Source organism: Blastococcus sp. CT_GayMR16, assembly GCF_004570875.1.
In the GTDB taxonomy this organism is placed as follows: domain Bacteria; phylum Actinomycetota; class Actinomycetes; order Mycobacteriales; family Geodermatophilaceae; genus Blastococcus_B.
Genome location: NZ_SPQK01000006.1, coordinates 1 through 24,809, shown reverse-complemented (window position 1 = coordinate 24,809; position 24,809 = coordinate 1). Strand labels below are relative to the sequence as shown.

Genomic DNA, 24,809 nt, shown 5'->3' with positions numbered 1-24,809 from the left:
GCCGCGTGCTCCGGCCCACACTCTGAGCCGTGCGCACCCAGGTAGGGATCATCGGGGCCGGTCCGGCCGGTCTGCTCCTCTCGCGGCTGCTGGCGCTCCGGGGCATCGACTCCGTCGTCCTGGAGAACCGGTCACGCGACTACGTCGAGGCCCGGATCCGGGCCGGGATCCTGGAACAGCACACGGTCGACACCCTCACCGAGGCCGGCGCGGGCGACCGCCTGCAGCGCGAGGGCCTCGAGCACCGCGGCATCTACCTGCAGTACCCGGGCACCCGGCACAAGCTGGACTTCCCCGAGCTCACCGGGCGCACGGTCTGGGTCTACGGCCAGACCGAGGTCACCAAGGACCTGATCAAGGCGCAGCTGGACGGCGGCCCGCCGCTGCTCTTCGAGGTCTCCGACGTGTCGCCCGAGGACGTCGACACCGACTCCCCGCGCATCCGGTTCACCGACGCCGACGGGAACCGGCAGGTCCTCGAGTGCGACGTGATCGCCGGCACCGACGGTTTCCACGGCCCCTCGCGGGCGGTCGTGCAGCAGGGCACCACCGGCCGGACCTGGGAGCGCACCTACCCCTACGCCTGGCTCGGTGTGCTCGCCGACGCCGCGCCGTCGACCGACGAGCTCATCTACGCCTGGCACCCCGACGGCTTCGCCCTCTACTCGATGCGCTCGCCGACGGTGTCCCGGCTGTACCTGCAGGTGGACCCTGCGGAGAAGATCGAGGACTGGTCCGACGACCGCATCTGGGACAACCTCGCGACGCGCTTCGCCCTCGACGGCTGGGAGCTCTCGACCGGGACGATCACCGAGAAGTCGGTGCTGCCGATGCGTTCGTTCGTCAGTGCCCCGATGCGCCACGGCCGGCTGTTCCTCGCCGGCGACGCCGCCCACATCGTGCCGCCGACCGGCGCGAAGGGCCTCAACCTCGCCGTCGCCGACGTGACGCTGCTGGCCTCGGCCCTCGTCCGGCTCCTCGCCGAGAAGCAGACCGATCTGGTCGACAGCTACTCCGACCGGGCGCTGGCGCGGGTCTGGCGGTGCACGCACTTCTCCTGGTACATGACGTCGATGCTGCACCGCTCGGGCGACGACTTCGACGCCGAGCTCCAGCTCTCGCAGCTGCGCCGGGTCTGCTCCTCGGAGCCGGCCGCCCGCGAGCTGGCCGAGAACTACACCGGGCTGCCGCTCGACCTCTGAGCCAGGGCGGTGACCAGCGCCCGGGCGCCCCGCTCACGCAGGGCCGTCCGAGCCTCCCGGTACGCGGCGGCGAACCGTTCGTCGCCGGCGAGGTCGCCGAAGAGCTCCCGGTCGGCGACGAACGCGAGCGGGTCCTCCGACCGGGCCCGGAGGGCCAGGGCCGCGGCCCGGGAGTCGGTCAGCCCGATCGGCCGACCGGCATCGTCGGCGCCCTCCGCCGAGCGGGCCCAGGCGGCCAGGACGGCGACCGACCGCTCGATCTCCCCGCCCGAGGCCAGGTTCGCCCGCACGACGGGGAGCAGGAACTGCGGAATTCGGTCGGAGGCCTCCGCGCGGATGCGGTCGAGGGTGTCGGCGATGGCCGGGCTGGCGAAGCGTCCGACCAGGTCGGCCCGGTAGCGGTCCAGGTCGATGCCGGGCACCGACGGCAGCGTCGGCGTCGCCTCCTCCTCGAGGTAGCCCTCCAGGAACCGCCGGAAGACCGGGTCCCCGCACACCTCGTGCACGAACTCGAACCCGGCCAGCCGGCCCAGCTGGGCGAGCACCTGATGCCCGGCGTTGAGCAGCCGCAGCTTCATCAGCTCGTACGGCGCCACGTCGTCGACGAGCTGCACGCCGGCGTCTTCCAGCCGGGGCCGGCCGGAGGCGAAGGAGTCCTCGAGCACCCACTGGGTCCACGGTTCGCACACCACCGGCCAGCGGTCCTCCACCCCGAAGCGGCGGGACAGCTCGGCGCGGTCGGCGTCCGTCGTCACCGGCGTGATCCGGTCGACCATCGAGTTCGGGAAGGGCACCGCCGCGCGCACCCACTCCCCCAGCTCCGCGTCCCGCAGCGCCGCGAAGGCCGCGAAGCTGCTGCGCGCCAGGTCGCCGTTGCCCGGGATGTTGTCGCAGGAGACGACGGTGAACGGCGGCACCCCGCGGTCCCGCCGTCGTACGAGCGCCTCGGTGACCAGCCCGAACGTCGTCCGCAGGGCCGCACCCGGCTGCAGGTCGTTGACCACCCCGGGGTGACTGCCGTCGAACTCACCGGTCACGGCGGACGCGTTGTACCCGCCCTCGGTGACCGTCAGCGACACGATCCGGATCGCGGGGTCGGCCATCCGCGCCACGACCGACTCGGGGTCGTCCGGCGCGAAGAGGTACTCGACCATCGAACCGACGACGCGCGGGGCGAGCGTGCCGTCGGGATGCTTCACCACCAGCGTGAAGAGGCAGTCCTGGGCGGCCATGACCTCCTGCATCCCGCGGTCGGCCGGGAGCACGCCGACGCCGCAGATGCCCCAGTCCAGCGCCGTCCCGGTCTCCATGAGCCGGTCCAGGTACATCGCCTGGTGCGAGCGGTGGAAGCCGCCGACCCCCAGGTGCACGATGCCCGTGCGCACGGAGCTCCGGTCGTAGGAGGGCGTCGACACCGGCGGACCGAACGACGACAGGGACCGCGCCGCGAGGAAGGTCACGGCTCCACTCTGCCCGCTCGGCACCCCGGTGAACGGCAGGGACGCGGAAAGCGCGCCGCGGGTCCGCGGCCCGGAATTACCGACCGGTAGGGAATGTGGGATCGTCGCAGGACGACGTCGAGACGGCGGAGTAGTGGTACTGCCGCCGTCAGGAAATGAGGACCGATGCGGTTGCAGCTGTCCCCGGAGCTCGAGGCCTTCCGGGAGGAGATGCGGACCTACTTCACCACCCAGGTGCCGCAGGAGATCCGCGACACGGTCGCGGCCCACCGCCACCTGAGCAAGGAGCAGTACGTCGAGGCGATGCGGACCCTCAATGCCGCCGGGCTCGCCGTGCCGCACTGGCCGGTGGAGTGGGGCGGCAAGGACTGGACGCCGCTGCAGCGCCACATCTGGCGCGAGGAGATGCAGCTGGCCAACGTGCCCGAGCCGCTGCCCTTCAACGCCAGCATGATCGGCCCGGTCATCGCGGCCTTCGGCAGCCAGGAGCAGAAGGAGCGCTTCCTGCCGAAGACGGCGAACCTCGACATCTGGTGGTGCCAGGGCTTCTCCGAGCCCGACGCCGGCTCCGACCTCGCCTCGCTGCGCACCACCGCCGTGCGCGACGGCGACGACTGGGTGGTCAACGGCCAGAAGACCTGGACGACGCTCGGCCAGCACGCCGACTGGATCTTCTGCCTCTGCCGCACCGACCCGACCGCGGAGAAGAAGCAGCGGGGCATCTCGCTGCTGGTCTTCCCGATGGACTCCCCCGGGGTCACCCTGCGTCCGATCGAGCTGATCGACGGCGGCCGCGAGGTCAACGAGGTCTTCTTCGAGGACGTCCGCGTGCCGGCGGAGAACCTGATCGGCGAGGAGAACCGCGGCTGGGACTACGCGAAGTTCCTGCTCGGCAACGAGCGCGTCGGCATCGCCCGCATCGGCTCCACCAAGCGGCTGCTGGCCCAGGCCAAGGAGCACCTCCGGGAGATCACCATCGACGGCCGCCCGCTGGCCGACGACCCGTTCATGGCCGCCCGCATCGCCGAGCTGGAGAACGACCTGGTCGCGCTCGAGCTGACCGCCCTCCGGGTGGTCGCGAACTCCGCGGACGGCAAGCCGCACCCGGCATCGTCGGTGCTCAAGCTCCGCGGCTCCGAGCTGCAGCAGGCGGCCACCGAGCTGATCGTCGACATCGCCGGCCCGCTCTCGCTGGCGTCATTCGCCGAGAAGGACTCCGACGTGCCCGACTGGGCCCGCGCCGCGACGCCGCACTACCTGAACTACCGCAAGGTCTCCATCTACGGGGGCTCCAACGAGGTGCAGCGCACCATCATCGCCGGCTCGATCCTGGGGTTGTGAGACAACCGTGAACTTCGACTACGACAGCGAGCAGAACGACCTCCGGGAGGCGGTGCGGGGCCTCCTCGCGCGCGCTTACCCCGACAGCGAGCAGCGCCGGGCGGTCGTCTCCGCCGACCCCGGCTTCGATGAGAAGACCTGGTCGCGACTGGCCGAGATGGGGCTCCTGGGCCTGCCGTTCCCCGAGGACGACGGCGGCATGGGGGCCGGTCCGGTCGAGGTGGCGATCGTCGCCGAGGAGATCGGCCGGGTGCTCGCGCCCGAGCCGTTCATCGAGGCGGTCGTGCTGGCCGGCGGCCTGGTCGCGGCGGCGGGTTCCGCGGCGCAGCGCGGCGAGGTGCTCGGCGCCCTGGCCGAGGGTGGTCTCGTGCCGGCCTTCGCGCACGCCGAGCCGAGGACGCGGTGGTCGACGACGGCCCAGGGCGTCACGGCGACCCAGGACGGCGGCTCCTGGACGCTGACCGGCGTCAAGGAGCCGGTGCCCAACGGAGCGCGGGCCGACGTGCTGGTGGTCAGCGCGGTCCTCGACGGCGGCGGGACCGGTCTCTTCCTCGTTCCCGGCGACGCCGAGGGGCTGGCCCGCACCGGGTACCGCAACCACGACGGCACGCGGTCGGCGCACGTCGGCTTCGAGAACACCCCGGCCGAACCGCTGGGCGACGGGGGCGACCAGACCGCCTCGATCGAGCGGGCGCTGGCCGAGGCCCGCATCGCCTACGCCCACGAGGCGCTCGGCGCGATGGACTCCGCCCTGCGCATCACGGCGGAGTACCTGAAGACCCGCAAGCAGTTCGGCGTCACCCTGAACAAGTTCCAGGCCCTCACGTTCCGGGCGTCGGACATGTACGTGTCCCTGGAGCTGGCCCGCAGCATCGCGCTCTGGGCGTCGATGGTGCAGGAGGCCGGCGGCGACGTCGTCCAGGCCGCCGACCGCGCCCGGCTGCAGGTCAGCCGCGCCGGCCGGCACATCGGCGAGGAGGCCATCCAGCTGCACGGCGGGATCGGCATGACCGCGGAGTACTCGGTGGGGCACTACACCAGCCGGCTCACCGCGATCGACCACCTGCTCGGCGACGGCGACTGGGCCCTGGCCCGTCTCGCGGCGACGGTGAACAGCTACGAGACCGTCGACCCACTGGGCGCCCCGTACGCCTGACGAAGGACCCCGTCCTCCCCACCCTTCGCAAGCTCAGGGCGGGACCCGGGACGGGGCCGAAGGGCCCGGTCCATGTGGACCGGGCCCTTCGTCGTGTCAGCGGGCGAGCGTCTCCTCCGACACGTTCCACAGCCGGGCCGCGGCCTCGGGGTCCAGCGCGTAGGCGGCCACGCCGGTGCGGGTGCCGGGCTGGTTCAGGCCCGCCTCCTGGCAGTCCTCGAAGTAGCGCCCGGAGATGCCCTCGACCACGGGCGAGGCGGCGAGCAGTACCGAGGTCGCTGCGCCCTGCTCGATGGTCTTCCAGGAGGGGCCGCCACCGCCGGCGGCCTTCCGCATCGCGGCGATCTCCTCGTCGGTGACGTAGCGCTGCAGGTTCGTCGGGATGGCCCCGGGCATCAGCGCGTTGACCGCGATCCCGTCATCGGCCCAGCGCTTCGACGCCTCGACCGCGAACAGCACGTTCGCCGTCTTCGACTGGCCGTAGGACAGCCACGGGTCGTAGTCGCGGCGCTCGAAGTGGATGTCGTCGAACACGACCGGCGACCGCAGGTGCGCGGCCGAGCTCAGGGCGACGACCCGGGCACCCCCGGCGGCGCGCAACGCCGGCAGCAGGCCGGTGGCGAGGGCGAAGTGGCCGAGGTGGTTGGTGGCGAACTGCATCTCCCACCCCTCCGGCGTGCGCATCAGCGGCGAGGCCATGACGCCGGCGTTGTTCACGAGCACGTGCAGCGGCCCGTCCCAGGCGGCGAGGAACGCGCGCACGGACGCCTGGTCGGCGAGGTCCAGGGTCGCGACGCTCACCCGGTCGTTGCCCGTGGTGGCCGTGATGTCGGCCGCGGTCTGCTCCCCCGCTGCCGGGTTGCGGACGGCGAGGGTGACGTCGGCACCGGCCGAGGCGAGAGACCGGGCGGTCTCGACGCCGATGCCCGACGAACCGCCGGTCACGACGATGCGGCGACCGGTGAGGTCGAGTCCGGCGACGACCTCGGCTGCGGTGGTCGAGGCGCCGAACGGAGTGGAGCCTGCGGTGCTGGTCATGGCGCTGTCCTGTCTGGAGTCGTGAGGGGAAGACGGGGATGCCACCCAAACGGAGGATCCTCCGGTTCCCTTCCCAGTCTAAACGGAGGATCCTCCGGCTGTGAACACGTCGGACCGCCCGCTGCGCGCCGATGCCGCGCGCAACCGCGAGCGCCTGCTCACCGCGGCCGTCCGTGCGCTCTCCTCCAGCGCGGGCCCGGAGGTGACGCTGGACGCCATCGCCAGGGACGCGGGCGTCGGCATCGGGACGCTGTACCGGCACTTCCCCACCCGCGAGGCGCTGATCGAGGCCGCGTACCGCAACGAGCTCACCCGGCTGTGCGCGGCGGCGCCCGAGCTCCAGCGGACCCTGCCGGCCGACGAGGCGACCCGCGCGTGGATGGACCGCTTCGTCGACTACATGACGACCAAGCGCGGCATGGCCGACGCGCTGCGGACGGTCATCGCCTCGGGCGGCAACCCCTACGCCACCAGCCGCGATCAGTTGCTGGGCGCGCTCACCGGCCTGCTCGAGGCGGGCGCGGCGGACGGCCTCGTCCGCGCCGACGTCGACCCCGCGGACGTGCTCGCCAGCCTCAGCGGCGTCACGCTCGCCGCCGGGGAGCCGGCCCAGCGCGATCAGGCGGGGCGGATGCTCGACCTCCTCATGGACGGGCTGCGCCCCCGCCCCGCGTGAGGATCAGCGGGCGAGGCGGGCCACCACGAGCCGGTTGGCCCAGCCGGGCGTGACCGCCGAGGCCGTCGCCATCAGCCGGGTCTGCCGGCCGACCGGCCGGTGCGGCCCCGACGGGAAGCGGCGGCGCTCGTGCACGACCCGCCATGCCGCGGTGGCGACGTCCTCAGGTGTCAGCCGGACGCCCAGGTGCGCGACGCTCGCGGCCTGACGCCCGTCGCGGGAGACCATCTCCGTGTCCACGAACAGCGGGAGCAGGCTCCGCACCCGGACACCGGCGCCGCGCCACTCGATGTCGAGAGCCTCGGTCAGCGAACGGACCGCCGCCTTCGTCGCCCCGTAGGTGGCCAGCGTCGGCTGTCCGTAGAGCGCGGACGCCGAGCACAGGTTCAGCAGCAGACCGCGCGCGGACCGCTGCAGGTACGGATACGCCTCGAGAGCTCCGGTGACGACGCCGGTGACGTTCACGTCGACCATCCGCCGGTGGACGTCGGCAGACATCTCCTCGAACGGCCCCGAGGCGAGGACACCGGCGTTGTTCACCAGCACGTCGAGCTCGCCGTCCCCGCAGAACTCCCGCAGCGCCGTCCCCCACTGGGCCGGGTCGCGGACGTCGAGCTCACCGCAGACGGCACCGGGCCGGCCGGCTGCAGCCTGAGTGACGGCGTCGCGGTCGACGTCGTACATGCCGACCCGCCAGCCGCGGGACAGGAAGAGCTCGGCGGTCGCCCGCCCGATGCCGTGGCCTGCGCCGGTGACGAGGATGCTGCCGGTACGCCCGCGAGAGATCACGGCACGGTTCTACCGGACCGGGATCACACCACCCAGTCGTCGGAGCCGTCGGGCTCGTTCGACTCGCCGAGCATCGCCCGGCGCAGCTCGTCGGCGTCGGCGCGCACCTGGTCCATGACGGGGACGAGGTCGTCCTCGACGAGCTTCCCGCAGGTGATCCGCGAGATCGGGACCTCCTCGTAGTCCTCCGTGGTGAGCCGTGCCGCGACCTCGAACGCCGCCCGCAGCAACGCGCCGTCCATGGCGCGGTAGTCGTCGATCTCCTTGAGCGGGGTGGTCAGGCTGGCCGGGAAGCCCCACTGCTCGAGCGCCACGGCGGTCAGCCGGAGGCTGTTGATGCCGTAGCGCCGCATCTCCGCGGCCCGCCGGCCACGGAACGTCGGCTGCTCGGCGAGGATCTCCTCGTAGCCGTCCGGGTCGTTGTGGTGCAGCAGGGCCGCGCCCATCTGGGCCAGGAGGCCCAGGCAGAGCGAGTCCTGGGGACGCTCGCCGAACTTCGGCGCCAGGGTCGAGGCGGCGAGCGCGAGGCTCGTCGTCACGTCCCAGAAGTTCTCGGGCAGCCGCGACTCGTCGTCGAGGTTGGTCAGGGCCACCGTCGCCATCGTGCGGACGGTGGTGAAGCCGACGACGGTGACCGCGAACTGCAGCGAGGTCACCCGGCCGCGCATGCCGAAGTAGGCCGAGTTGGCCAGCTTCATCACCCGCGACGCCAGCGCGACGTCCGACGCCAGGATCCGCGACAGGGCGCGGGCGCTGGTGTCGTCGGAGTTGGCGACGGACACGATCTGGGCCGCGACCGGGCGCTGCGCGGCCATCGTGTCGATGCTCGCCAGCACGTGCTCGATGTCGAACACCGGCGCGGTCGAGGCCGGGTCGGCCCAGCTGGGCAGCGGGACGACAGTCATCGGGATTCCTCCCCGTGGGCGGCGAACCAGGCGGCGGCGTGGCCACCGGTCATGGGCTCGGCGAGGCAGAAGCCCTGCAGATAGGTCGCGCCGAGGCGGGTCAGCTCCTCGGCCTGCTCGAGCGTCTCCACACCCTCGGCGACGGTGCAGAGGTTGAGCGTGGCGGCCAGCGCGATGACGGCCGAGGCGATCTCGGGGTGGCCCTGGGCCATCTCGGCCACGAAGGACCGGTCGACCTTGAGGCAGTCCACCGGCAGGTGCCGGAGGTAGGCCAGCGAGGAGTAGCCGGTGCCGAAGTCGTCGATGGCCAGCTCGATGCCGAGGTCCCGCAGCTGCTGCAGCACGTCCCGGGCCGAGGTCGGGTCCTTCATCAGGGCCGACTCGGTGATCTCCACCGAGATCCGCGACGCGTCGAGCTGGTGGCGCTCGAGCGCGGCGGCCACCTGGCCGGGCAGGTTGTCGTCGAGCTGGAGGGCCGAGACGTTGACGTTGGCCCGCGGCGGCGAGGCCGCCCCCAGGAGGTGGTCCCACTCCGCGAGCTGGCGGCAGGTCTCGTCGAGGACGAGCAGGCCGAGGCCGGCGATCAGGCCGCTCTCCTCGGCGAGGGGGACGAACGTGGCCGGGCTGATGGGGCCGCGCTCGGGGTGCGTCCAGCGGGCGAGCGATTCGACGGCCACCGGGTGCCCGTCGACGCTGTTGAAGATCGGCTGGTAGGTCAGCGTGATGTCGCGGCGCTCGATGGCGTCGCGCAGCTCGGCGATGAGGCGCAGCTTGTCCCGGGCCTCGGCGCGGGCCTGCTGGTCGAGGACGGTGATCCGCCCCTTGCCGCCGGCCTTCGCCTGGTACATGGCGATGTCGCAGTCGCGGATGAGCTCGTCGGCGGCGACGTGCTCGGCGGTCTGCACCGTGACGCCGACGCTGGCGTAGGGCCGGATGTCGACGCCCCCCAGGCGCATCGGCCGGGCCAGTGCCTCCGACACGCGGCCGGCGAGCGCGACGACGGCGTCCTCGTCCACGTTCTCGCAGACGACGACGAACTCGTCGCCGCCGAAGCGGGCCACGAGGTCACCGGGGCGCACGGTTGCGCGGAGCCGGGTCGCGACCTCGACGAGCAGCTCGTCACCGGCGGTGTGGCCGAGGGAGTCGTTGACGACCTTGAAGTTGTCGAGGTCGAGGAAGAGGCAGGCCAGGCCGCCGGCGCCCGGGCGGAACCGCCCGGCCACGTACTGGGCGAGCAGGGTGCGGTTGGGCAGCCCGGTCAGCGGGTCGTGGTTGGCCTGGTGGGCGAGCTTCGCCTCGTAGGCGAGGCGATCGGTGATGTCCTCGATCGTGCCGACGAAGCCGGCGCCGACGCCCGGGGTGAAGAGGTGGGAGAAGCGGATGACCGTCGTCCGCACCGATCCGTCGTCCCGGACCAGGCGGGCCTGGGTCTCGACCTCGTCGCCGTCCAGGGCCGCGGCGACCTGCTCGATCACGCCGTCGAGGTCGTCCTCGTGGATGGTGTTGATCCAGCCGGTGCCGAGGAGCTGCTCGGCGCGCAGGCCGACCAGGGTGCAGAACGCGTCGTTGACGTGCGCCAGCCGCATGCCCTGCTCGGAGAGCAGGGTCGGCACGGGCGAGCGCTCGGTCAGCGCGGAGAAGCGCCGCTCGTGGGCGTCGGCGGTGGCCCGCAGCGCCTTCTCCTGCTCGTTGGCAGTCGCCAGGATGCGCAGCGTCCACATCCGTCCACCGGGGGACGGCGTGGTCAGGACGACGGCCTCGATGCCGGCGCCGCTCGCGGTGCGGATGGGGACGGTCATGCGGGCAGCCCGCTCACGGCGCAGGAGCAGCTTGAGCTCACCGCCGCCGAGGCTGGGGAAGAGGTGGTCGAGGGCGAGCGAACGCACGTCGTCGAGGCCGTAGCCGAGCAGCTTGACCGCGCCCTCGTTGCACCAGGTCAGCCGCTGCTCCCCGCCGACCGATTCGGCGACGAGGATGGCCAGGCTGTCGCTGACCGTGGCGCTGTAGAAGACCGTGGAGACGATCTCGGGTGGCACGAGGTCGTCGTCAGGCACGCTGATCGTGACGGACACGGTCCTCCCTCCCTTTCTCCGATGTCGCAGGTCGACACCGCTCACAGAGCCGCGACTGCGCCCCGTTGGGGAGTGTTTCGGCCGTTGTGGGGGTGGGTCTTCACCCGAACGTGCTCGGGCTCCCCCGTTGGGGGGAGGTCGGGGTGAGACGACACATCCACGCCCGGGATCGACCGCGACGGGGGTACCGGGCGCGGCGGCCTAGGGCTCGTAGGTGAACCGGCAGTAGGCAGCGGCCGGATCGGCGGCGTTGCGAGCCAGGATCTGCTGCAGCGAACGGGTCGTGCGGATGACCGTCAACCCGGCCCGGGTGAACGTGTCCTCGGTGAAGACCTGGGGGGCGAGCACCGGGTTGGTGAGTGCCTGGGTGAAGGCGTCGTAGCCGACCATGGCGGTGAGCAGGTCCCCCATCATCTGGTCCTCGGGGTGGTCCTCGGCGAAGATCCCGACGTACCACTCGAGGTGGTCGATGTCCCCGTAGAGCTCGGTCAGCCGCTGCTGGACGGCGACGTCGGAGGTCAGGTCGGCGAAGTCCCGCGCGGCCGGCATGCCGAACCGCCGGCGGTAGGCGTTGTAGGACTGCAGCCGGGCGGACCGCATGAGCGCGATGGACCGCTCCTCGACCGCGGGGTGTTCCGGCGTCCGGCGGTCGGTGAGGAACGCCGGGGTGTTGAACAGGCCGATCCGGGCCGCGCGCGACCGGGAGCACTGGGCCAGGAGCCATTCCAGCCCGCGGTCGATGACGAGCTCGTTGTTGTCGCGGAGGAAGGTCCTGGAGTCGACCGGCCCCTCATCGGTGGTCACCTGGTCGGGCACCAGCATGTGCCAGCGGTAGAGCAGGTTGAACTCGACGGCGATCCAGCTGGACCGGTTCCACGGCTTGTTCGCCGCCATGCCGGGGACGACGGTCAGCGGGGGGTCGTGTGGAGCGATGTGCCGGATGTACTCCTCGACGACCAGCTTCAGGAGCAGCACGACCATGATCAGCCGGGTCGTCTGGAAGAGCCGCTCGTCGAGCTCCGCGACGCTCATCCGCCGGTCCCAGGCCGGGCGTTCCCGGCCGAGCTCGTACTCCTTGGCCAGCAGCCCGGCGATGCGGTTGTGCTCGCGGAGGAACAACACGTCGAGGGCGGTGCTGCCGGCGGTGGAGTTGCCGTGCTCGAGTCCGACGGCGAAGAAGAGGTCCTTCTGCCGGTCGGAGACGCCCGCGAGCAGGACGTCGAGCAGCCAGTCCTCGTCGTGCAGTCCCGTGAACTCCGGCTTGACGGTGTACGTGCCGCTGGGCGAGCGCTCGAAGAGGAACGGCGGGAACTCCTGACCGTCGATCTGCTGTGACGTCAGCCGGCCGCCCGCCATCGACCGCAGCAGCCGGGTCTTCTGCTCGGACAGGCCGTAGATCTGGCAGAAGTCGATCTCCTGCGTCGAGGTGTTCTTCCGGACGTCGGTGGAATCGGTGCGCAGGAAGCTGTCGGTGAACCACTGGGCGAACAGCAGGAACAGGACGCTGGTGTCGACCGACGGCGTCTCCTTCCCGGGCGGGCGCCGGAACAGCTCGAGCACCTCGGCCTCACTCGGCAGCTGCTGGCCGTCGGAGGCGACGGGCAGGTGCCGGCCGGTGAACGACCGGTCGGTGAGGCTGATCCAGCTGGTGTAGTCGCCGGCCAGCGTGAACGGCCGGGGCCGCGGCGGGGTGCGGTTGGCCAGGAGCCACACGAACCCCGATGTGATCAGCCGCGGGCCGTACGGGAGATGCCGGAGCAGGTCCGTGACGACGGCGATCGGCCGGTTCAGCGCAGGCGGGATGAGCGGCATGACGTCCCCCTCGGGCACCCGCACGGAACGTCCGGCGGACGGACTCTGGGATGCCGCTGCTTCGGCGATGCTGGACGTACCGGGATCAGGGCGTCAATCAGGTCCGTCGTGCGCCGGAGGACGCCCTTCCGCCGCTGACTCCTCGCGGTCAGGCGGTGACAACCGCGCTCGCTTTCCCTCAGAAGGGCGGTGGCTCGTCCGGTGGGGCGGGTGGTGGGGGCGGCGCGGGGAGGGCTCGTTGCTCGATGCGGTCGCGCAGGCCCGGTGGTCGGGTGGTGCGGGTGATGCCGCTCGGGGTCGTCACCCGCAGCACGCCCCGTGGCGTGAGGACGAATCGCCAGCCGGGTGCATGGGTCTTGAGCCGGTGGTGCCGGCGGCAGAGGCAGCAGAGGTTGTCGCAGTCGGTCTCCCCGCCGTCGCCGTAGGGGACGACGTGGTCCAGGTCCACCCGGGCGACCGGCTGGCCGCAGCCGGGATGCCGGCAGGTCCGGTCCCGGGTCTCGGAGAAGCGGCGCTGGGCCGGGGTGGGCAGGTACCGGTCCACCGGCGGCGGCCGGTCGAGCACCGCGCAGCCGCACGAGGCCTGCGGATGTTCCGGGCAGCCGTGGCGGGCGATCCGTTCCAGCTCCCGGCGGCCGGTGGTGGCCAGCAGCGCACCGTCGCCGTCGGTGACCGCGACCTGCAGCGACCCACCGGTCGGCGCCTGCAGCCCGCCCGGGCAGAGCGCGTCCAACTGCGTCAGCAACTCCCGGAGGTGCGCGGCGGTGATCGGTCGCCCGTTCACCTCACCCGGCTCGAGACCGGCGGCACCCCCGGTCAGCGACGGCAGCGGCGCGGTCACGGTCAGCACCGCGGTCACCGGCGGACGCGAGTCATCCCACGGCCGCAGGATCAGGTCCGCGTGCGTGAGCGCCCGCAGCTGCCCGATCGGCCGCGGATCCCCGTCGACCTTCCGCAGCCAGGCCAACTGATCGATCGTCGTCCAGCACGCCGCCGCCACCGGCGCCGGCAGCTCCGTCGCCAGCTCGCTCATGCCCGGCAGGGTCGGATACAGCCGCACGTCGGTCTGCGCCTGCGCCGCCGCCCGCACCTGCTCGGCGAACTCCTCATCGACGGCCAGCACCGCCTTCAGCAACCGGGCCCGCAGCCGGCCCAGCGACAAACCGGCCGCTTCCGGCAGCACCAGCGGCACCACCGCCTCCGGCACCCCCGCGCCCGTGGACCCCAGCACGTCGACGAAGACCCGCGCCCGCGCCGTGTCCAGCTCCCCGTCGGCCAGCGCCGCCCACACCGCCGGCAACCTCTCGATCAGCACCCACGACTGCTCGGCCAGCCGACCGGCCATCCGGGCCGAGGAATTCGTCACCGCCGCCAGCTCGTCGACGAAGAACTCACTCGTCCCCGGGATCGGCGACCGCGCGTTCACGCCGGCCCCCCGATCACCCGGCTGGGGGTCGAGCGCATCCGGCCGGTCGGCCGCCAAGCCGACGACCACCACCGCCTCGTAGGCGTCCAGCATCGCCCGGAACCGCTGGATGCGGGTCAGCTCGAACGCCTTCTCCCCATCCGACCACGCCTCGACCGGCAGCACTTCCGACAACCGCGACGCCCGCGCCCCCGGCACGGCCGGGCCACGGTCCACCCCCAGCTGCGTCACCGTCAGACCGACGCCGAAACCCTCGAACACACCGACGAATCTACGGACGGGGTACGACAGTTTCCGAGGCTGGAACCAGCACAGGGACGGAGACCTCAGCCCGGCGCGGCCGTCTCCAGCCAGGCCACCATGGCGTCGAGCGGCTCGCGCCAGCGGGCGTCCAGCATCAGGTCATGGCCCATGCCGGGGAACTCGACGACCTCCGCCCCGTACCGCGCGGCCGTGGAGCGCACGCCGCGGATGGGCACCAGCCGGTCGTCGGGCGTGGCCAGCACGAGGACCGGCGGAGAACCCAGAGGCGGCCGCGCCGGGCGGTGCATCAGCAGCTGGTACTGCACGACCGCCGACTCCCCGTGGCACCGGTCGGAGTGGGTCTGCGCCTGCGCCTCGTCGAGCTCGTGGAAGAGATAGTCGGGCCGCAGGGGCAGCGAGCCGCCCGCCACGATGCGCAGCGCGTCGAGCGGGTGCCGGCGGGCGATCGCCGCCAGCGACGCGAGCGCCGGGTGGGCCGGCACCGGCGCGACCAGGACCGCGGCCCGGGCGGCGTAGCGGGCCAGCGCCTGCTGCACGACCAGCCCGCCCATCGAGTGACCCACGAGCACCGCCGGGCGCGGTAGCGCAGCAGCCGTGGCCACGACGTCGTCGACGTACTCGCGCAGCAGCGCCGTCCGCAGCCTTCCGGGACTCCGACCGTGCCCCCGCAACGAGACGGCGTACGTGGGGAAACCGGCCTCGGCGGCGGCCGCCTGCCAGTGCTCCCAGCACCAGGCCCCGTGCCCCAGTCCGTGCACGAAGAGCAGCGGCGGCCGCCCCGTGTCGACGGCCGGCCGGCGTTCGAGAACCTCGAGTCCCTGCGTGTCGCCGCTCACATCGGCGGACCCTAACGGTGCCCTTCCGCGTTACCAGGCATGATCCCCCGGGATCACCGTGCACCAGCGAACGACAGCCACCGTGGGCAGGCGACGATGCCCCCCGGCGACGAATGGAGCGCCCTGTTGCGTATCGGAGTTCCGCGGGAGACCAAGGCCCGCGAGACACGCGTGGCGGCTACGCCGGCCACGGTGACCAAGCTGGTGGCCCTCGGCTACGACGTCGTGGTCGAGAGCGGCGCCGGGTTGGCCAGCAGCTTCCCCGACGAGGCCTACGCCGAGGCGGGAGCGAGCATCGGCACCGCCGACGACGCCTGGCAGGCCGACGTCGTCCTCCGGGTCAACGCCCCGGCCTTCGACGAGCTCCCCCGGCTCCGCGAGGGCGCCACGCTCATCAGCCTGCTGAGCCCGGCGCTGAATCCTGACCTCGTCGAGGAACTCGCCACGCGCCCGATCACCGCGCTCGCGATGGACGCCGTCCCGCGGATCTCCCGCGCGCAGTCGCTCGACGTGCTGAGCTCCATGGCCAACATCGCCGGCTACCGCGCCGTCATCGAGGCCGCGCACACGTTCGGCCGGTTCTTCACCGGCCAGGTCACCGCCGCCGGCAAGGTGCCCCCGGCGAAGGTGCTCGTCGTCGGTGCCGGAGTCGCTGGGCTCGCCGCGATCGGCGCCGCCAGCAGCCTGGGCGCGATCGTCCGCGCGACCGACGTGCGGCCCGAGGTGGCCGAGCAGGTCCGCTCGCTCGGTGGCGAGTACGTCGCGGTGCCGGACGCCGAGGAGCAGGGGGGCCAGGCCCCGGTGAGTACGGACGGCTACGCGCGGGAGATGTCGGAGGACTTCAACCGCCGGGCCGCACAGATGTACGCGGAGCAGGCCACCGACGTCGACATCATCATCACCACCGCGCTGATCCCCGGGAAGCCCGCGCCGCTGCTGATCACCGAGGAGATGGTGGCCTCGATGAAGTCCGGCAGCGTGCTGGTGGACATGGCGGCCGCGCAGGGCGGCAACGTGGCGGGCTCCGTGCCCGACGAGATCGTGATGACCGCCAACGGCGTCTCGATCATCGGCTACACCGACCTGCCCGGGCGGCTGCCGGCCCAGGCCTCCCAGCTCTACGGCCAGAACCTGGTCAGCCTGCTGACGCTCATGACCCCGGAGAAGGACGGCCGGCTGGTCCTGGACTTCGACGACGTCGTCCAGCGGGCGATGACCGTCGTCCGGGACGGCGAGACGACCTGGCCGCCACCGCCCGTGCAGGTGTCCGCCTCCCCTGCGCCGGTCCAGACGAAGGCTCTCGAACCCGCCCCACCGAAGGCTCCCCCACCGCCGTCCCGCAGATTCGCACTCGTCGGGCTCGGGGCCGCCCTGCTGTTCGTGCTCACCGCGTTCTCCCCGAACGAGCTGATCCAGCACTTCACCGTGTTCGCGCTCGCCGTCGTCGTCGGCTTCTACGTCATCGGGCACGTGCACCACGCGCTGCACACCCCGCTGATGTCGGTCACCAACGCGATCTCCGGGATCATCGTGGTCGGGGCGTTGCTGCAGATCGGCCACGACGAGCCCGTGGTCACCGCACTGGCGGCGGTCGCGATCCTCGTCGCCAGCATCAACGTCTTCGGTGGCTTCGCCGTCACCCGCCGGATGCTGGGGATGTTCACGCGATGACCGCCACCGCTGCCGCATCGGCGGCCTACATCGTCGCGGGACTGCTCTTCATCCTCAGCCTCGCCAGGCTGTCCAGGCACGAGACCGCGAAGACCGGCAACGGCTTCGGCATCGCCGGCATGGCGATCGCGCTCGCGGCGACCATCGGCCTGGCCACCCGCAGCATCTCCGCGATCGGCCTGACGCTGCTCGTCGCCGCCATGGCCGTCGGCGCCGCGATCGGCCTGTGGCGGGCGGCCAAGGTCGAGATGACCGGTATGCCCGAGCTGATCGCGATCCTGCACAGCTTCGTCGGCCTGGCCGCCGTCCTCGTCGGCTGGAACGGCTACCTGTCGGTCGAGGCGAACGCCGGCGAGCAGACCGAGGTGGCCGGCAACCTGCTCGGCATCCACTCCGCCGAGGTGGTGATCGGCGTCTTCATCGGCGCCGTCACCTTCACCGGGTCGATCGTCGCCTTCCTGAAGCTGTCCGGCCGGATCAAGTCCAACCCGCTGATCCTCCCGGCCCACAACGCCCTGAACCTGGGTGCGCTGGTCGCCTTCGCCGTCCTGACGGTGTTCTTCGTGATCGACCCGAACCTGGCGCTGCTCACCGCCGTGACGGCGCTGGCGCTCGCCCTGGGCTGGCACCTGGTCGCCTCGATCGGCGGCGGCGACATGCCGGTCGTCGTGTCGATGCTGAACAGCTACTCCGGCTGGGCCGCCGCGGCGTCGGGCTTCCTCCTCGGCAACGACCTGCTGATCATCACCGGCGCCCTGGTCGGGTCCTCCGGTGCCTACCTCTCCTACATCATGTGCAAGGCCATGAACCGGTCGTTCATCTCGGTGATCGCCGGCGGGTTCGGCAACGAGGGCAGCGCGAGCACCGACGACCGCGACTACGGCGAGCACACCGAGATCGACGCCGATGCGGTCGCCGAGCTCCTCCGCGAGGCCGAGTCGGTGATCATCACCCCGGGTTACGGCATGGCCGTCGCGCAGGCGCAGAGCGCGGTCGCCGAGCTCACCCGCCACCTGCGGGCCAAGGGCATCGACGTGCGGTTCGGCATCCACCCGGTCGCCGGGCGGCTCCCCGGGCACATGAACGTGCTGCTCGCCGAGGCGAAGGTGCCCTACGACGTCGTCCTGGAGATGGACGAGATCAACGACGACTTCACCGACACCGACGTGGTCCTGGTCATCGGGGCGAACGACACCGTCAACCCCGCCGCCACCGACGATCCCGGCAGCCCCATCGCCGGCATGCCGGTGCTCAAGGTGTGGGAGGCCGAGCGGGTCGTCGTCTTCAAGCGGTCGATGAACACCGGGTACGCCGGGGTGCAGAACCCACTGTTCTTCCGGGACAACAGCCGGATGCTGTTCGGCGACGCCCGCGAGCGGGTGGAGGACATCCTCCGCGCGCTGTGACACCCGGCGCGGCCCTGTCGCCGGAGACGTGCGCGGCCTACCTTGGGTAGGTGCGTGCACACGGTCTGGTCAACGACGTTCCCGGAGCCGGCCCAGCGGACCACCTCTGCTGGGTCTACGAGGACGACGCCGCGTTCGACGAGGCCGCCCGCGAGTTCCTCGCCGGTGGGCTGGCGCGCGGCGAGCGTCTCCTGTGCGTCGGCCAGCGGATGATCGACAGTCTCCGGTCGGTGACCGACGACGTCGACACGCTCATTGCCGCGGGCGTCGTGGAGACGCTCACCCTCGCCGACGCCTACGAGGCCTCCGGCCCGTTCGTCCCGGAGCAGCAGCTCGCGTACTACGACGCGGCGACCCGGCGCGCGACGGACGACGGCTACCGCGGCCTGCGGGTGCTCGCCGAGGTCAGCGACCTGGCTGCCGACCCCGTCCAGCGGGCCGACCTGGTCCGGTGGGAGCACATGGCCGACGGGTTCGCGGCGCGCGGATCCGGCTTCTCGGCGATGTGCGCCTACCGCGCCGACCTCGGGTCCGAGGCGCTCGCCGACGTCACGGCCGTGCACCCCCTCGTGCACGCACCCGGCGATGCCTCCTCCTTCCGGATCTTCGTCGACGGCCACCGCATCGTGCTCGCCGGGAGCGTGGACACCAACAGCTGTGACCGGCTGGCCCGGGTGCTCGCCGCCGCCCGACCGCACGACGGCCGGGTCGTCCTGGACGTCGCCGGGCTGGAGTTCATGGACGTCTCGGGATGCCGGGTCCTCGCCCGGTGGGCGGCCGACCTGGAGGCGCGCTCGGTGGCCCTGGAGGTGACCGGCTCCTCGGCGCTCCTGCGCCGGATGTGGCAGGTCCTCGATCTCGCCCGCCTCGCACCCGTCACCTTCTCCGGTGTCTCCTCGTGACCGCTTCCGTGACCGTGCCGGTCGACCGCTTCGAGCACGAGGCGCTCTTCTACCGGGGCGATGCCGACTTCCTTGCCGGTCTCCTCCCCTTCATCCGCGACGGCCTGGAGCACGACGAGGCCGTCGTCGTCGCCGAGCCCCGTCCCCGGCTGGAGATGCTCCGCGACGCCCTGGGCAGCGACGCCGGGGAGGTCGAGTTCCTCGACATGGCCGAGATCGGCGCGAACCCGGGCCGGATCATCGGGGTGTGGGCCGCCGCGCTCGACCGGCACACCAGCGCGGGACGTCGGCTGCGCGGGGTCGGCGAGCCCGCCTTCCCCGGCCGCCGCACCGCCGAGCTGGTCGAGTGCCGGCTGCACGAACTGCTGCTCAACCACGCCTTCGACGGCGGACCGGGCTGGCGGCTGCTGTGCCCGTACGACCAGGAGCACCTGCCCCGCGCCGTCACCCAGGCCGCGCTGCACACCCATCCGGTCCGCTCCACGTCGACGACCCGGCTGCCCAGCGACGCCTACGCCGCCGGCGGGCACGTCGCCGCGTTCGCCGAGGGACTCCCCGAGCCCGCCGACGCTGTGCTCCGCGGCGTCTACGGCGCCCGTGACATCTCGGCCACCCGCCACACCGTCGCCCAGTGGGCCCGCTCCTGCGGCCTGCCCGAGGAGCGGGTGGAGGTGCTCGAGCTGGCCGCCTCGGAGCTGGCCACGAACAGCGTCCGTCACGGTGGCGGATCGGGAACGCTGGCGATGTGGCTGGACCGCGGCGCCGCCGTCGTCCAGTTCAGCGACTCGGGCACCTTTACCGACCCGCTGACCGGTCGCCTGAGCCCGCCGCTGGACTCCGAGGGCGGCCGGGGGCTCTACCTCGTGAACCAGCTCTGCGACCTGGTCCAGGTCCGGTCCTCCGACCAGGGGACGACGGTCCGGGTCCTCACCTGGTTCTGACCGCTACTGCGGCGGGCGGCGATCGAGCTCGCCGGTGTCGACGAACCGCGCGGCGATGTCCCGGACCTTCTTGTTCGTCTCCATCGAGACGCGCGTCAGTGCCCGGAACGCCTGGTCGGCGGTCAGCTTGAAGCGCTCCATGAGGATGCCCTTCGCCTGGTCGATGATCGCCCGGGACGCCATCGCCGCCTCGAGGTTCCGGGCCCGGTCCAGCGCGCTCTCGTACACCAGCATGTTGCCGGCGACGACCGCGCCGTAGGACGCGAACCGCTGCGCGAAGTCGCGGGCGGGCTCGTCGAAGGTCGAGGGCTCCTGCGCATAGATGTTGAGCGATCCGCTCACCGCCTCGTGCAGGGGCAGCGGCAGCGACAGGGAGCTCAGGCAGCCGTGCTGCACCGCCTGCTCGCGGAATTCCGTCCACCGCTCCTCGGCCCGCATGTCCCGGATCTCGACGACCTCGCCCCGGCTCGCGGCATGCAGGCAGGGCCCGGCGCCGCTGCCGTACTGCGCCTGGTCCAGCTCCCGCGCGAGGGGCCCGGTGGCGACGGCGGTGACCGGGGCGTCGCCGGTCAGCAGGGTCACCGACGTCTCGAGCCGCCCCGGCAGGCTCTGCTGGGCGAGCTCCGCGATCTCCCCGAGCAGGGACCGCATCGAGTGCTCGGTGAGACGGATCCGGCCCAGCCGGTCCAGAGCAGCGCCGGGCGACCGGGCGCCGTCGTCGGGATGGGCGGTCATGGGCGGTCCCTCCGGTGTCCTACGACCCCGACTGCACGGTCCGGCCCACGAGGGTGGAGGTCGTTCCCGGCCCGGTCCCACGACAGCTGTCGCGAGTGCCCTGTGCCCACCCGGAGATCCGACGCTACGCCGTCCCGGCGACGGCGGACCCGGTCCCTCACGCCCTACCCGGGTTGCGCACCGGACCCCGGTCGCGGACGGTTGCGGGCGTGGACCCCTTCCGTGGGCTCGGGATGCCGCGCATCCCCGGGCTCAGCGAGCTGCTGAGCCTCCTGCAGACGCAGACCGAGGCGCTGGCCCAGCTGCCGCGCACCCTGAGCGATCTGAACGGGACCGTCCGGGAGCTCACCCAGGCCACGACCATGGCGCGGGAGACCATCGAGTCGGCCCAGCGCATCGCCCACCGCCTCGAGGGCCTGGTCGACGAGCTGGAGGAGCCGGTGCGCGCGCTGAAACCGGGCCTGGAGCGGGTGGGCCGGGTGCTCGACGATCCCGTCGTCGACACCGTGCCGGACACGCTGCGCCGCATCCAGGAGGACCTGGTGCCGCTGATCCACGGCCTGCGCATGGCGCAGTCCCGCGTCGGCTCGGTGACCGGGCTGCTCCGCCGCAAGCCGCGGGACGACGACGAGGACGACCTCCCCGGTATCTGACCCTCAGGCGCCGGTCGAGGCCTCGTCGGAGTTGCCGGGCCGGACGAAGTCGCCGACGGCCTCCTCCAGGCGGGCCCACGTGGCGCTCCAGTCGACGAGTGGGTCGAGGATCCGCTCGAACACCGCGAGCTGCTGGTCGAACGCATCCAGTTGCGCCCGCATCGCGCCGATGGACTGCCGCTGGGCGCTGACCGTCTGCGCGACCGCCCGCAGCTGGGCCGCCGAGAGCGCACCCGGTGGGCTGGGCAGGGACGGCAGGGACAGCTTCGACGGGACGGCGCCGGCGAGGGATCTCGCGCGGTCGCTGAAGCCACGCAACTGGTTCACGAACTCGTCGATCGAGCGGCCGACCAGGCCGCTGGGTGCCGACTCGGGTGTCGTCTGCTCCTGCTCCCCGCCCATCCCCCGACCGTAGGGGGTCAGCCTGCGGACCGCTCCGCGCCGGGGCCGCCGGACCAGGTGACGACGAGCTCGTTGCGCTGGCCGAAGCGCTCCAGGTGGCGGCCCAGCACGTCCTGCACCCGGGCCATCGACTCGCTGTCGGGCGCCTCCGCCCGCAGGGTCAGGACGCCGTCCCCCACCTCGACGATCCCGGTACCGCCGGCGATGGTGGCCGTGGACACCGCACCGTCGGTCGTCCACTCGACCCGGCGGCCCAGGTGGGAGACGAGCTGTTTGGCGTAGCGGGCCGGGGCCTCCGTGGGAACGTCGGCGCGGGCCGTGAGCGGTTCTGGCACGGCCGCCACGCTACTGGCCGTTCCTGGGAGGGTTCTGGCATGGACGTCCTGAGCAGCCGCGTGCTCCTGCGACCGTCGGACCCCGCGCGCAGCCGCGCCTTCTACGGCGACGTGCTGGGGCTGGCCGTGTACCGCGAGTTCGGGCCACCCGAGCATCCCGGGGTCGTGTTCTTCCTCGGCAACGGCCTGCTCGAGCTGTCGGGCCGGTCAGACGAGGTCCCCCGCGGGCTCGCCCTGTGGGTCCAGGTGCGCGACGTGGCGGCCGAGCACGCCCGCTGCGCCGCGGCCGGGACGGCGGTCCTGCGGCCGCCGCAGCTGGAGCCGTGGGGCCTGGTCGAGATGTGGATCGAGGATCCGGACGGGGTGCGGATCGTGCTGGTGGAGGTCCCGCCGGACCATCCCCTGCGCCGTGATCTGCGCTAGGGCCGATCCGGCAGACTCGGGCCCATGCGCACGCCTGCCCGCCGGATCGCGGCGCTCGCGAGCCTGCTGGTTCTGGGCGCCTGCTCGTCCGGGGGCGCCGAGGGGTCCGCGTCGACCTCCTCCGCGACGGCGACGGCGACGGCCAGCCCCACGCCGAGCCCCGCGCCCCCGGTGGACCCGGTGACCGTCGCGCTGGCGGGGATGGACCGCCGGACGCAGGTGGGCCAGCTGTTCGTGGCCGGCGTCCGGCTGGACGACCTGGCCGCGGGCGACGGACTGGCCTCCGGCGGGGTGGGCGGGATCTTCCTCGCCGGCCGGTCCTCCGCTGCCGCGACCGACCTGGCCGGGACCGTCGCGGGGTGGCAGTCGCTGACGCCCGGTCCCCGGCTCTGGGTGGCCGCCGACCAGGAGGGCGGGAGGGTCCAGTCACTGCGGGGGCCCGGTCTCGAGCCGCTGCCCTCCGCCCTCGACCAGGGCGCCCTGCCGCCCGGCGAGCTCGCCGCGTTCGCCGACCGCATGGGCGCCGGACTCCAGAGCGCCGGCATCAACCTCGACCTCGCCCCGGTCGCCGACGTGGTGCCCGCCGGCACCGAGAGCGCCAACCCCCCGATCGGGGCCGTCGACCGGCAGTACGGCAGCACCGCCGACGTGGTGGTCGCGGCCGCGGGGACGGTGATCGACGGGCTGGCCGCCCACGGGGTCACCGCCACCCTCAAGCACTTCCCCGGCCTGGGCCGGGTGCAGGCCAACACCGACACCACCGCGGACGTCGTCGACAGCACGACCACGGCCGGCGACGACCAGGTGGCCGCGTTCGGCACCCTGGCCCGCTCCCCCGCCCGCCCGTTCGTCATGACGTCGTCGGCCACCTACACGTCGCTCGACCCGACCACCCAGGCGGTGTTCTCGCCCGTCGTGGTCACCGACCTGCTGCGAGGGACGCTGCGGTTCGACGGCGTGGTGATCACCGACGACGTCGGCAACGCCGCCGCGGTCCGCGCCGTCCCGCCCGGCGAGCGCGCGGTCCGCTTCCTCGCGGCCGGCGGCACGCTCGTGCTCACCGTGGACGCCGCGCTGGTCCCGGAGATGATCGACGCCGTGCTGGCCCGCAGCGACGCCGACCCCGCCTTCGCGGGCACCGTCGACGCCGCGGTGCGCACCGCGCTGCTGGCCAAGGACCGAGCGGGGCTCCTGCCAGGCTGACTCAGGCCACCCGGTCAGGCCCCTGGATCAGGCCCCCGAAATCAGCCCAGGAGCTCGCGCAGCCGTTCGGCGTTGCGGACGGCGTGGCCGTGGCCGTCGTTGTTGAAGTACACGAGCACGTCGCGGCCCGAGCCGTCCCACTCCCGCACCCGGTCGGCCCACCAGCGGAGATCGGCGTCGCTGTAGGACCCGGCGTACAGGTGCCCGGTGTCCGGGCCGTGCATCCGGACGTAGACGAACGGCGCGGTCGCCCGCAGCACGCACGGCAGGTGTGCGCCGCTCATCACGCAGTAGGCCGCACCGTGCCGCTCGAGCAGTGCGTACACGGCCTCGTCGTGCCAGCTGGCATGCCGGAACTCGACCGCCACCCGCATCCAGGACGGCAGCCGGGCGAGGAACCAGTCCAGCCGGACGTCGTCACGCGCGTGCGCGGGATGGAGCTGCACGAGCAGGACCGCACGCCGGTCCCCCAGCTCGTGCCACGCCGATGTGAGCCGGGGCAGCCAGGGCTCAGGGGTGTAGAGCCGCTTGGCGTGGGTCAGGCCGCGTGGGGCCTTGACCGACAGCGCGAACCCCTCGGGCAGCCGGCGCCGCCAGCTCGCGAAGGCGGCGTCGCGCGGCCAGCGGTAGAAGCTCGCGTTGAGCTCCACGGTGTCGAACCGCCGCACGTAGTGCGCCAGCCGGTCCCGGGGCGGGGTCCCCGGCGGGTACAGGACGCCGTCCCAGTGGTCGTAGCTCCACCCCGACGTCCCGATGCGCACGGCCACGTTCGACCGCTACCCGAGGGTCCGCCGGCTCAGTACCAGCCGGTGGACTGGGAGTGCCCCCACGCGCCGCACGGCGAGCCGTAGCGGGTGTCGATGTAGATCAGCCCGGCGTCGATCTGCCGGTAGCCGTCGGAGGTCTTGGCGATGCCGGTGCCGCCCCAGGTCGAGTCCAGGAACTGCGGGATCCCGTAGGCGGTGCTGCTCGGGTTCTGCGCGTTGGGGTTCCAGCCGCTCTCCTTGCCCCACAGGTTCTCCAGGCAGGTGAACTCGCTGCCGCTGCCACCGAGCTTGCTCATGGCGTAGTCCTGGTAGGAGCCGGCGGGAGCGACCGCGGCGGCGGTGCCCTGCCCCGGGCGGGCGGCGGCGGCCTCGGCCTCGGCCTGGGCGGCCGCGG

24 protein-coding genes are annotated in these 24,809 nt (G+C 72.7%); 11 read left to right on the top strand and 13 right to left on the bottom strand.

Features of this window, described 5'->3' with window-relative positions; all coding sequences use genetic code 11:
- The first annotated feature begins 29 nt into the window (after positions 1–29).
- Positions 30–1,202: a 4-hydroxybenzoate 3-monooxygenase gene (locus tag E4P38_RS08980; protein ID WP_135131443.1), complete on the top strand. Its 1,173-nt coding sequence runs from the start codon at positions 30–32 to the stop codon at positions 1,200–1,202.
- On the opposite strand, the gene E4P38_RS08975 is transcribed toward E4P38_RS08980, so the two are convergent.
- Positions 1,175–2,662, bottom strand: a complete 1,488-nt coding sequence (locus E4P38_RS08975) for a mannitol dehydrogenase family protein (protein WP_135131442.1) — start codon at positions 2,660–2,662, stop codon at positions 1,175–1,177. The two genes, E4P38_RS08980 and E4P38_RS08975, sit on opposite strands and share 28 nt — an antisense overlap.
- A 165-nt stretch (positions 2,663–2,827) precedes the next feature.
- On the opposite strand from E4P38_RS08975, the gene E4P38_RS08970 reads away from it, so the two are divergent.
- Together E4P38_RS08970 and E4P38_RS08965 are read left to right on the top strand one after the other, a co-directional pair.
- On the top strand, positions 2,828–4,003 hold the full coding sequence (locus tag E4P38_RS08970) for an acyl-CoA dehydrogenase family protein (protein WP_135131441.1): 1,176 nt from the start codon (positions 2,828–2,830) through the stop codon (positions 4,001–4,003).
- A gap of 7 nt (positions 4,004–4,010) precedes the next feature.
- The gene (locus E4P38_RS08965) at positions 4,011–5,159 is read left to right on the top strand and encodes an acyl-CoA dehydrogenase family protein (protein ID WP_135131440.1); all 1,149 of its coding nucleotides are present in this window, start codon (positions 4,011–4,013) and stop codon (positions 5,157–5,159) included.
- A 96-nt stretch (positions 5,160–5,255) separates the two neighbouring features.
- On the opposite strand, the gene E4P38_RS08960 is transcribed toward E4P38_RS08965, so the two are convergent.
- Positions 5,256–6,197 (bottom strand): SDR family NAD(P)-dependent oxidoreductase, encoded by a 942-nt coding sequence (locus E4P38_RS08960; protein ID WP_135131439.1) that lies wholly within the window; start codon positions 6,195–6,197, stop codon positions 5,256–5,258.
- 100 nt (positions 6,198–6,297) lie between these two features.
- On the opposite strand from E4P38_RS08960, the gene E4P38_RS08955 reads away from it, so the two are divergent.
- A complete protein-coding gene (locus E4P38_RS08955) occupies positions 6,298–6,873 on the top strand; it encodes a TetR/AcrR family transcriptional regulator (RefSeq protein ID WP_135131438.1) in 576 nt (191 codons plus the stop codon).
- A gap of 3 nt (positions 6,874–6,876) precedes the next feature.
- Here E4P38_RS08955 and E4P38_RS08950 read toward each other — a convergent pair whose 3' ends face one another.
- The 6 genes from E4P38_RS08950 to E4P38_RS08925 all read right to left on the bottom strand — a co-directional run bounded on the left by E4P38_RS08950 (position 6,877) and on the right by E4P38_RS08925 (position 14,977).
- Positions 6,877–7,662: an SDR family oxidoreductase gene (locus E4P38_RS08950; RefSeq protein ID WP_209309014.1), complete on the bottom strand. Its 786-nt coding sequence runs from the start codon at positions 7,660–7,662 to the stop codon at positions 6,877–6,879.
- 23 nt (positions 7,663–7,685) lie between these two features.
- Positions 7,686–8,567 (bottom strand): HDOD domain-containing protein, encoded by an 882-nt coding sequence (locus E4P38_RS08945; RefSeq protein ID WP_167760504.1) that lies wholly within the window; start codon positions 8,565–8,567, stop codon positions 7,686–7,688.
- Entirely contained in the window at positions 8,564–10,639 is a 2,076-nt protein-coding gene (locus tag E4P38_RS08940; RefSeq protein ID WP_135131437.1) for an EAL domain-containing protein, read from the bottom strand. Before E4P38_RS08940 ends, E4P38_RS08945 begins: the two co-directional genes overlap by 4 nt.
- A gap of 201 nt (positions 10,640–10,840) precedes the next feature.
- Positions 10,841–12,475, bottom strand: coding sequence for a peroxidase family protein (locus tag E4P38_RS08935; protein ID WP_135131436.1), 1,635 nt, complete (start codon positions 12,473–12,475; stop codon positions 10,841–10,843).
- A gap of 154 nt (positions 12,476–12,629) precedes the next feature.
- The gene (locus tag E4P38_RS08930; RefSeq protein ID WP_135131435.1) at positions 12,630–14,138 is read right to left on the bottom strand and encodes an HNH endonuclease signature motif containing protein; all 1,509 of its coding nucleotides are present in this window, start codon (positions 14,136–14,138) and stop codon (positions 12,630–12,632) included.
- Between the two features lie 65 nt (positions 14,139–14,203).
- Positions 14,204–14,977 carry an alpha/beta fold hydrolase gene (locus E4P38_RS08925; RefSeq protein ID WP_135131434.1) on the bottom strand — a complete coding sequence of 258 codons (774 nt, stop codon included), beginning with the start codon at positions 14,975–14,977 and terminating at the stop codon, positions 14,204–14,206.
- 39 nt (positions 14,978–15,016) lie between these two features.
- Between E4P38_RS08925 and E4P38_RS08920 the strand changes: the two genes are divergently transcribed.
- Genes E4P38_RS08920 through E4P38_RS08905 form a run of 4 tightly spaced genes read left to right on the top strand, consistent with a single transcriptional unit; the run spans position 15,017 to position 19,897 of the window.
- Positions 15,017–16,648, top strand: coding sequence for a Re/Si-specific NAD(P)(+) transhydrogenase subunit alpha (locus tag E4P38_RS08920; protein WP_348633784.1), 1,632 nt, complete (start codon positions 15,017–15,019; stop codon positions 16,646–16,648).
- The gene (pntB, locus tag E4P38_RS08915; protein ID WP_135131432.1) at positions 16,645–18,054 is read left to right on the top strand and encodes a Re/Si-specific NAD(P)(+) transhydrogenase subunit beta; all 1,410 of its coding nucleotides are present in this window, start codon (positions 16,645–16,647) and stop codon (positions 18,052–18,054) included. The genes E4P38_RS08920 and pntB overlap by 4 nt, the downstream gene beginning before the upstream one ends.
- Positions 18,055–18,104: 50 nt before the next feature.
- Positions 18,105–18,956, top strand: a complete 852-nt coding sequence (locus E4P38_RS08910) for an MEDS domain-containing protein (RefSeq protein ID WP_135131431.1) — start codon at positions 18,105–18,107, stop codon at positions 18,954–18,956.
- A complete protein-coding gene (locus tag E4P38_RS08905) occupies positions 18,953–19,897 on the top strand; it encodes a sensor histidine kinase (RefSeq protein ID WP_167760503.1) in 945 nt (314 codons plus the stop codon). The genes E4P38_RS08910 and E4P38_RS08905 overlap by 4 nt, the downstream gene beginning before the upstream one ends.
- Positions 19,898–19,900: 3 nt before the next feature.
- Here the strand turns inward: E4P38_RS08905 and E4P38_RS08900 are convergent, their stop codons facing one another.
- Entirely contained in the window at positions 19,901–20,632 is a 732-nt protein-coding gene (locus tag E4P38_RS08900) for a GAF and ANTAR domain-containing protein (RefSeq protein WP_135131429.1), read from the bottom strand.
- 209 nt (positions 20,633–20,841) lie between these two features.
- Between E4P38_RS08900 and E4P38_RS08895 the strand changes: the two genes are divergently transcribed.
- Positions 20,842–21,285: a hypothetical protein gene (locus tag E4P38_RS08895; protein ID WP_135131428.1), complete on the top strand. Its 444-nt coding sequence runs from the start codon at positions 20,842–20,844 to the stop codon at positions 21,283–21,285.
- Positions 21,286–21,288: 3 nt separating this feature from the next.
- On the opposite strand, the gene E4P38_RS08890 is transcribed toward E4P38_RS08895, so the two are convergent.
- Positions 21,289–21,687, bottom strand: coding sequence for a hypothetical protein (locus E4P38_RS08890; RefSeq protein ID WP_135131427.1), 399 nt, complete (start codon positions 21,685–21,687; stop codon positions 21,289–21,291).
- Positions 21,688–21,704: 17 nt separating this feature from the next.
- A complete protein-coding gene (locus E4P38_RS08885; protein ID WP_135131426.1) occupies positions 21,705–22,022 on the bottom strand; it encodes a DUF2218 domain-containing protein in 318 nt (105 codons plus the stop codon).
- 39 nt (positions 22,023–22,061) lie between these two features.
- Here E4P38_RS08885 and E4P38_RS08880 point away from each other — a divergent pair, with 39 nt between their 5' ends.
- Both E4P38_RS08880 and E4P38_RS08875 read left to right on the top strand, forming a co-directional pair.
- Positions 22,062–22,445, top strand: coding sequence for a VOC family protein (locus E4P38_RS08880; protein ID WP_135131425.1), 384 nt, complete (start codon positions 22,062–22,064; stop codon positions 22,443–22,445).
- Between the two features lie 24 nt (positions 22,446–22,469).
- Positions 22,470–23,648 (top strand): glycoside hydrolase family 3 N-terminal domain-containing protein, encoded by a 1,179-nt coding sequence (locus tag E4P38_RS08875; protein ID WP_135131424.1) that lies wholly within the window; start codon positions 22,470–22,472, stop codon positions 23,646–23,648.
- Between the two features lie 41 nt (positions 23,649–23,689).
- Here the strand turns inward: E4P38_RS08875 and E4P38_RS08870 are convergent, their stop codons facing one another.
- Together E4P38_RS08870 and E4P38_RS08865 are read right to left on the bottom strand one after the other, a co-directional pair.
- Positions 23,690–24,415, bottom strand: a complete 726-nt coding sequence (locus E4P38_RS08870; protein ID WP_135131423.1) for a DUF72 domain-containing protein — start codon at positions 24,413–24,415, stop codon at positions 23,690–23,692.
- Between the two features lie 29 nt (positions 24,416–24,444).
- The coding region (locus tag E4P38_RS08865; protein WP_135131422.1) for a transglycosylase SLT domain-containing protein at positions 24,445–24,809 on the bottom strand (365 nt) is incomplete at its 5' end.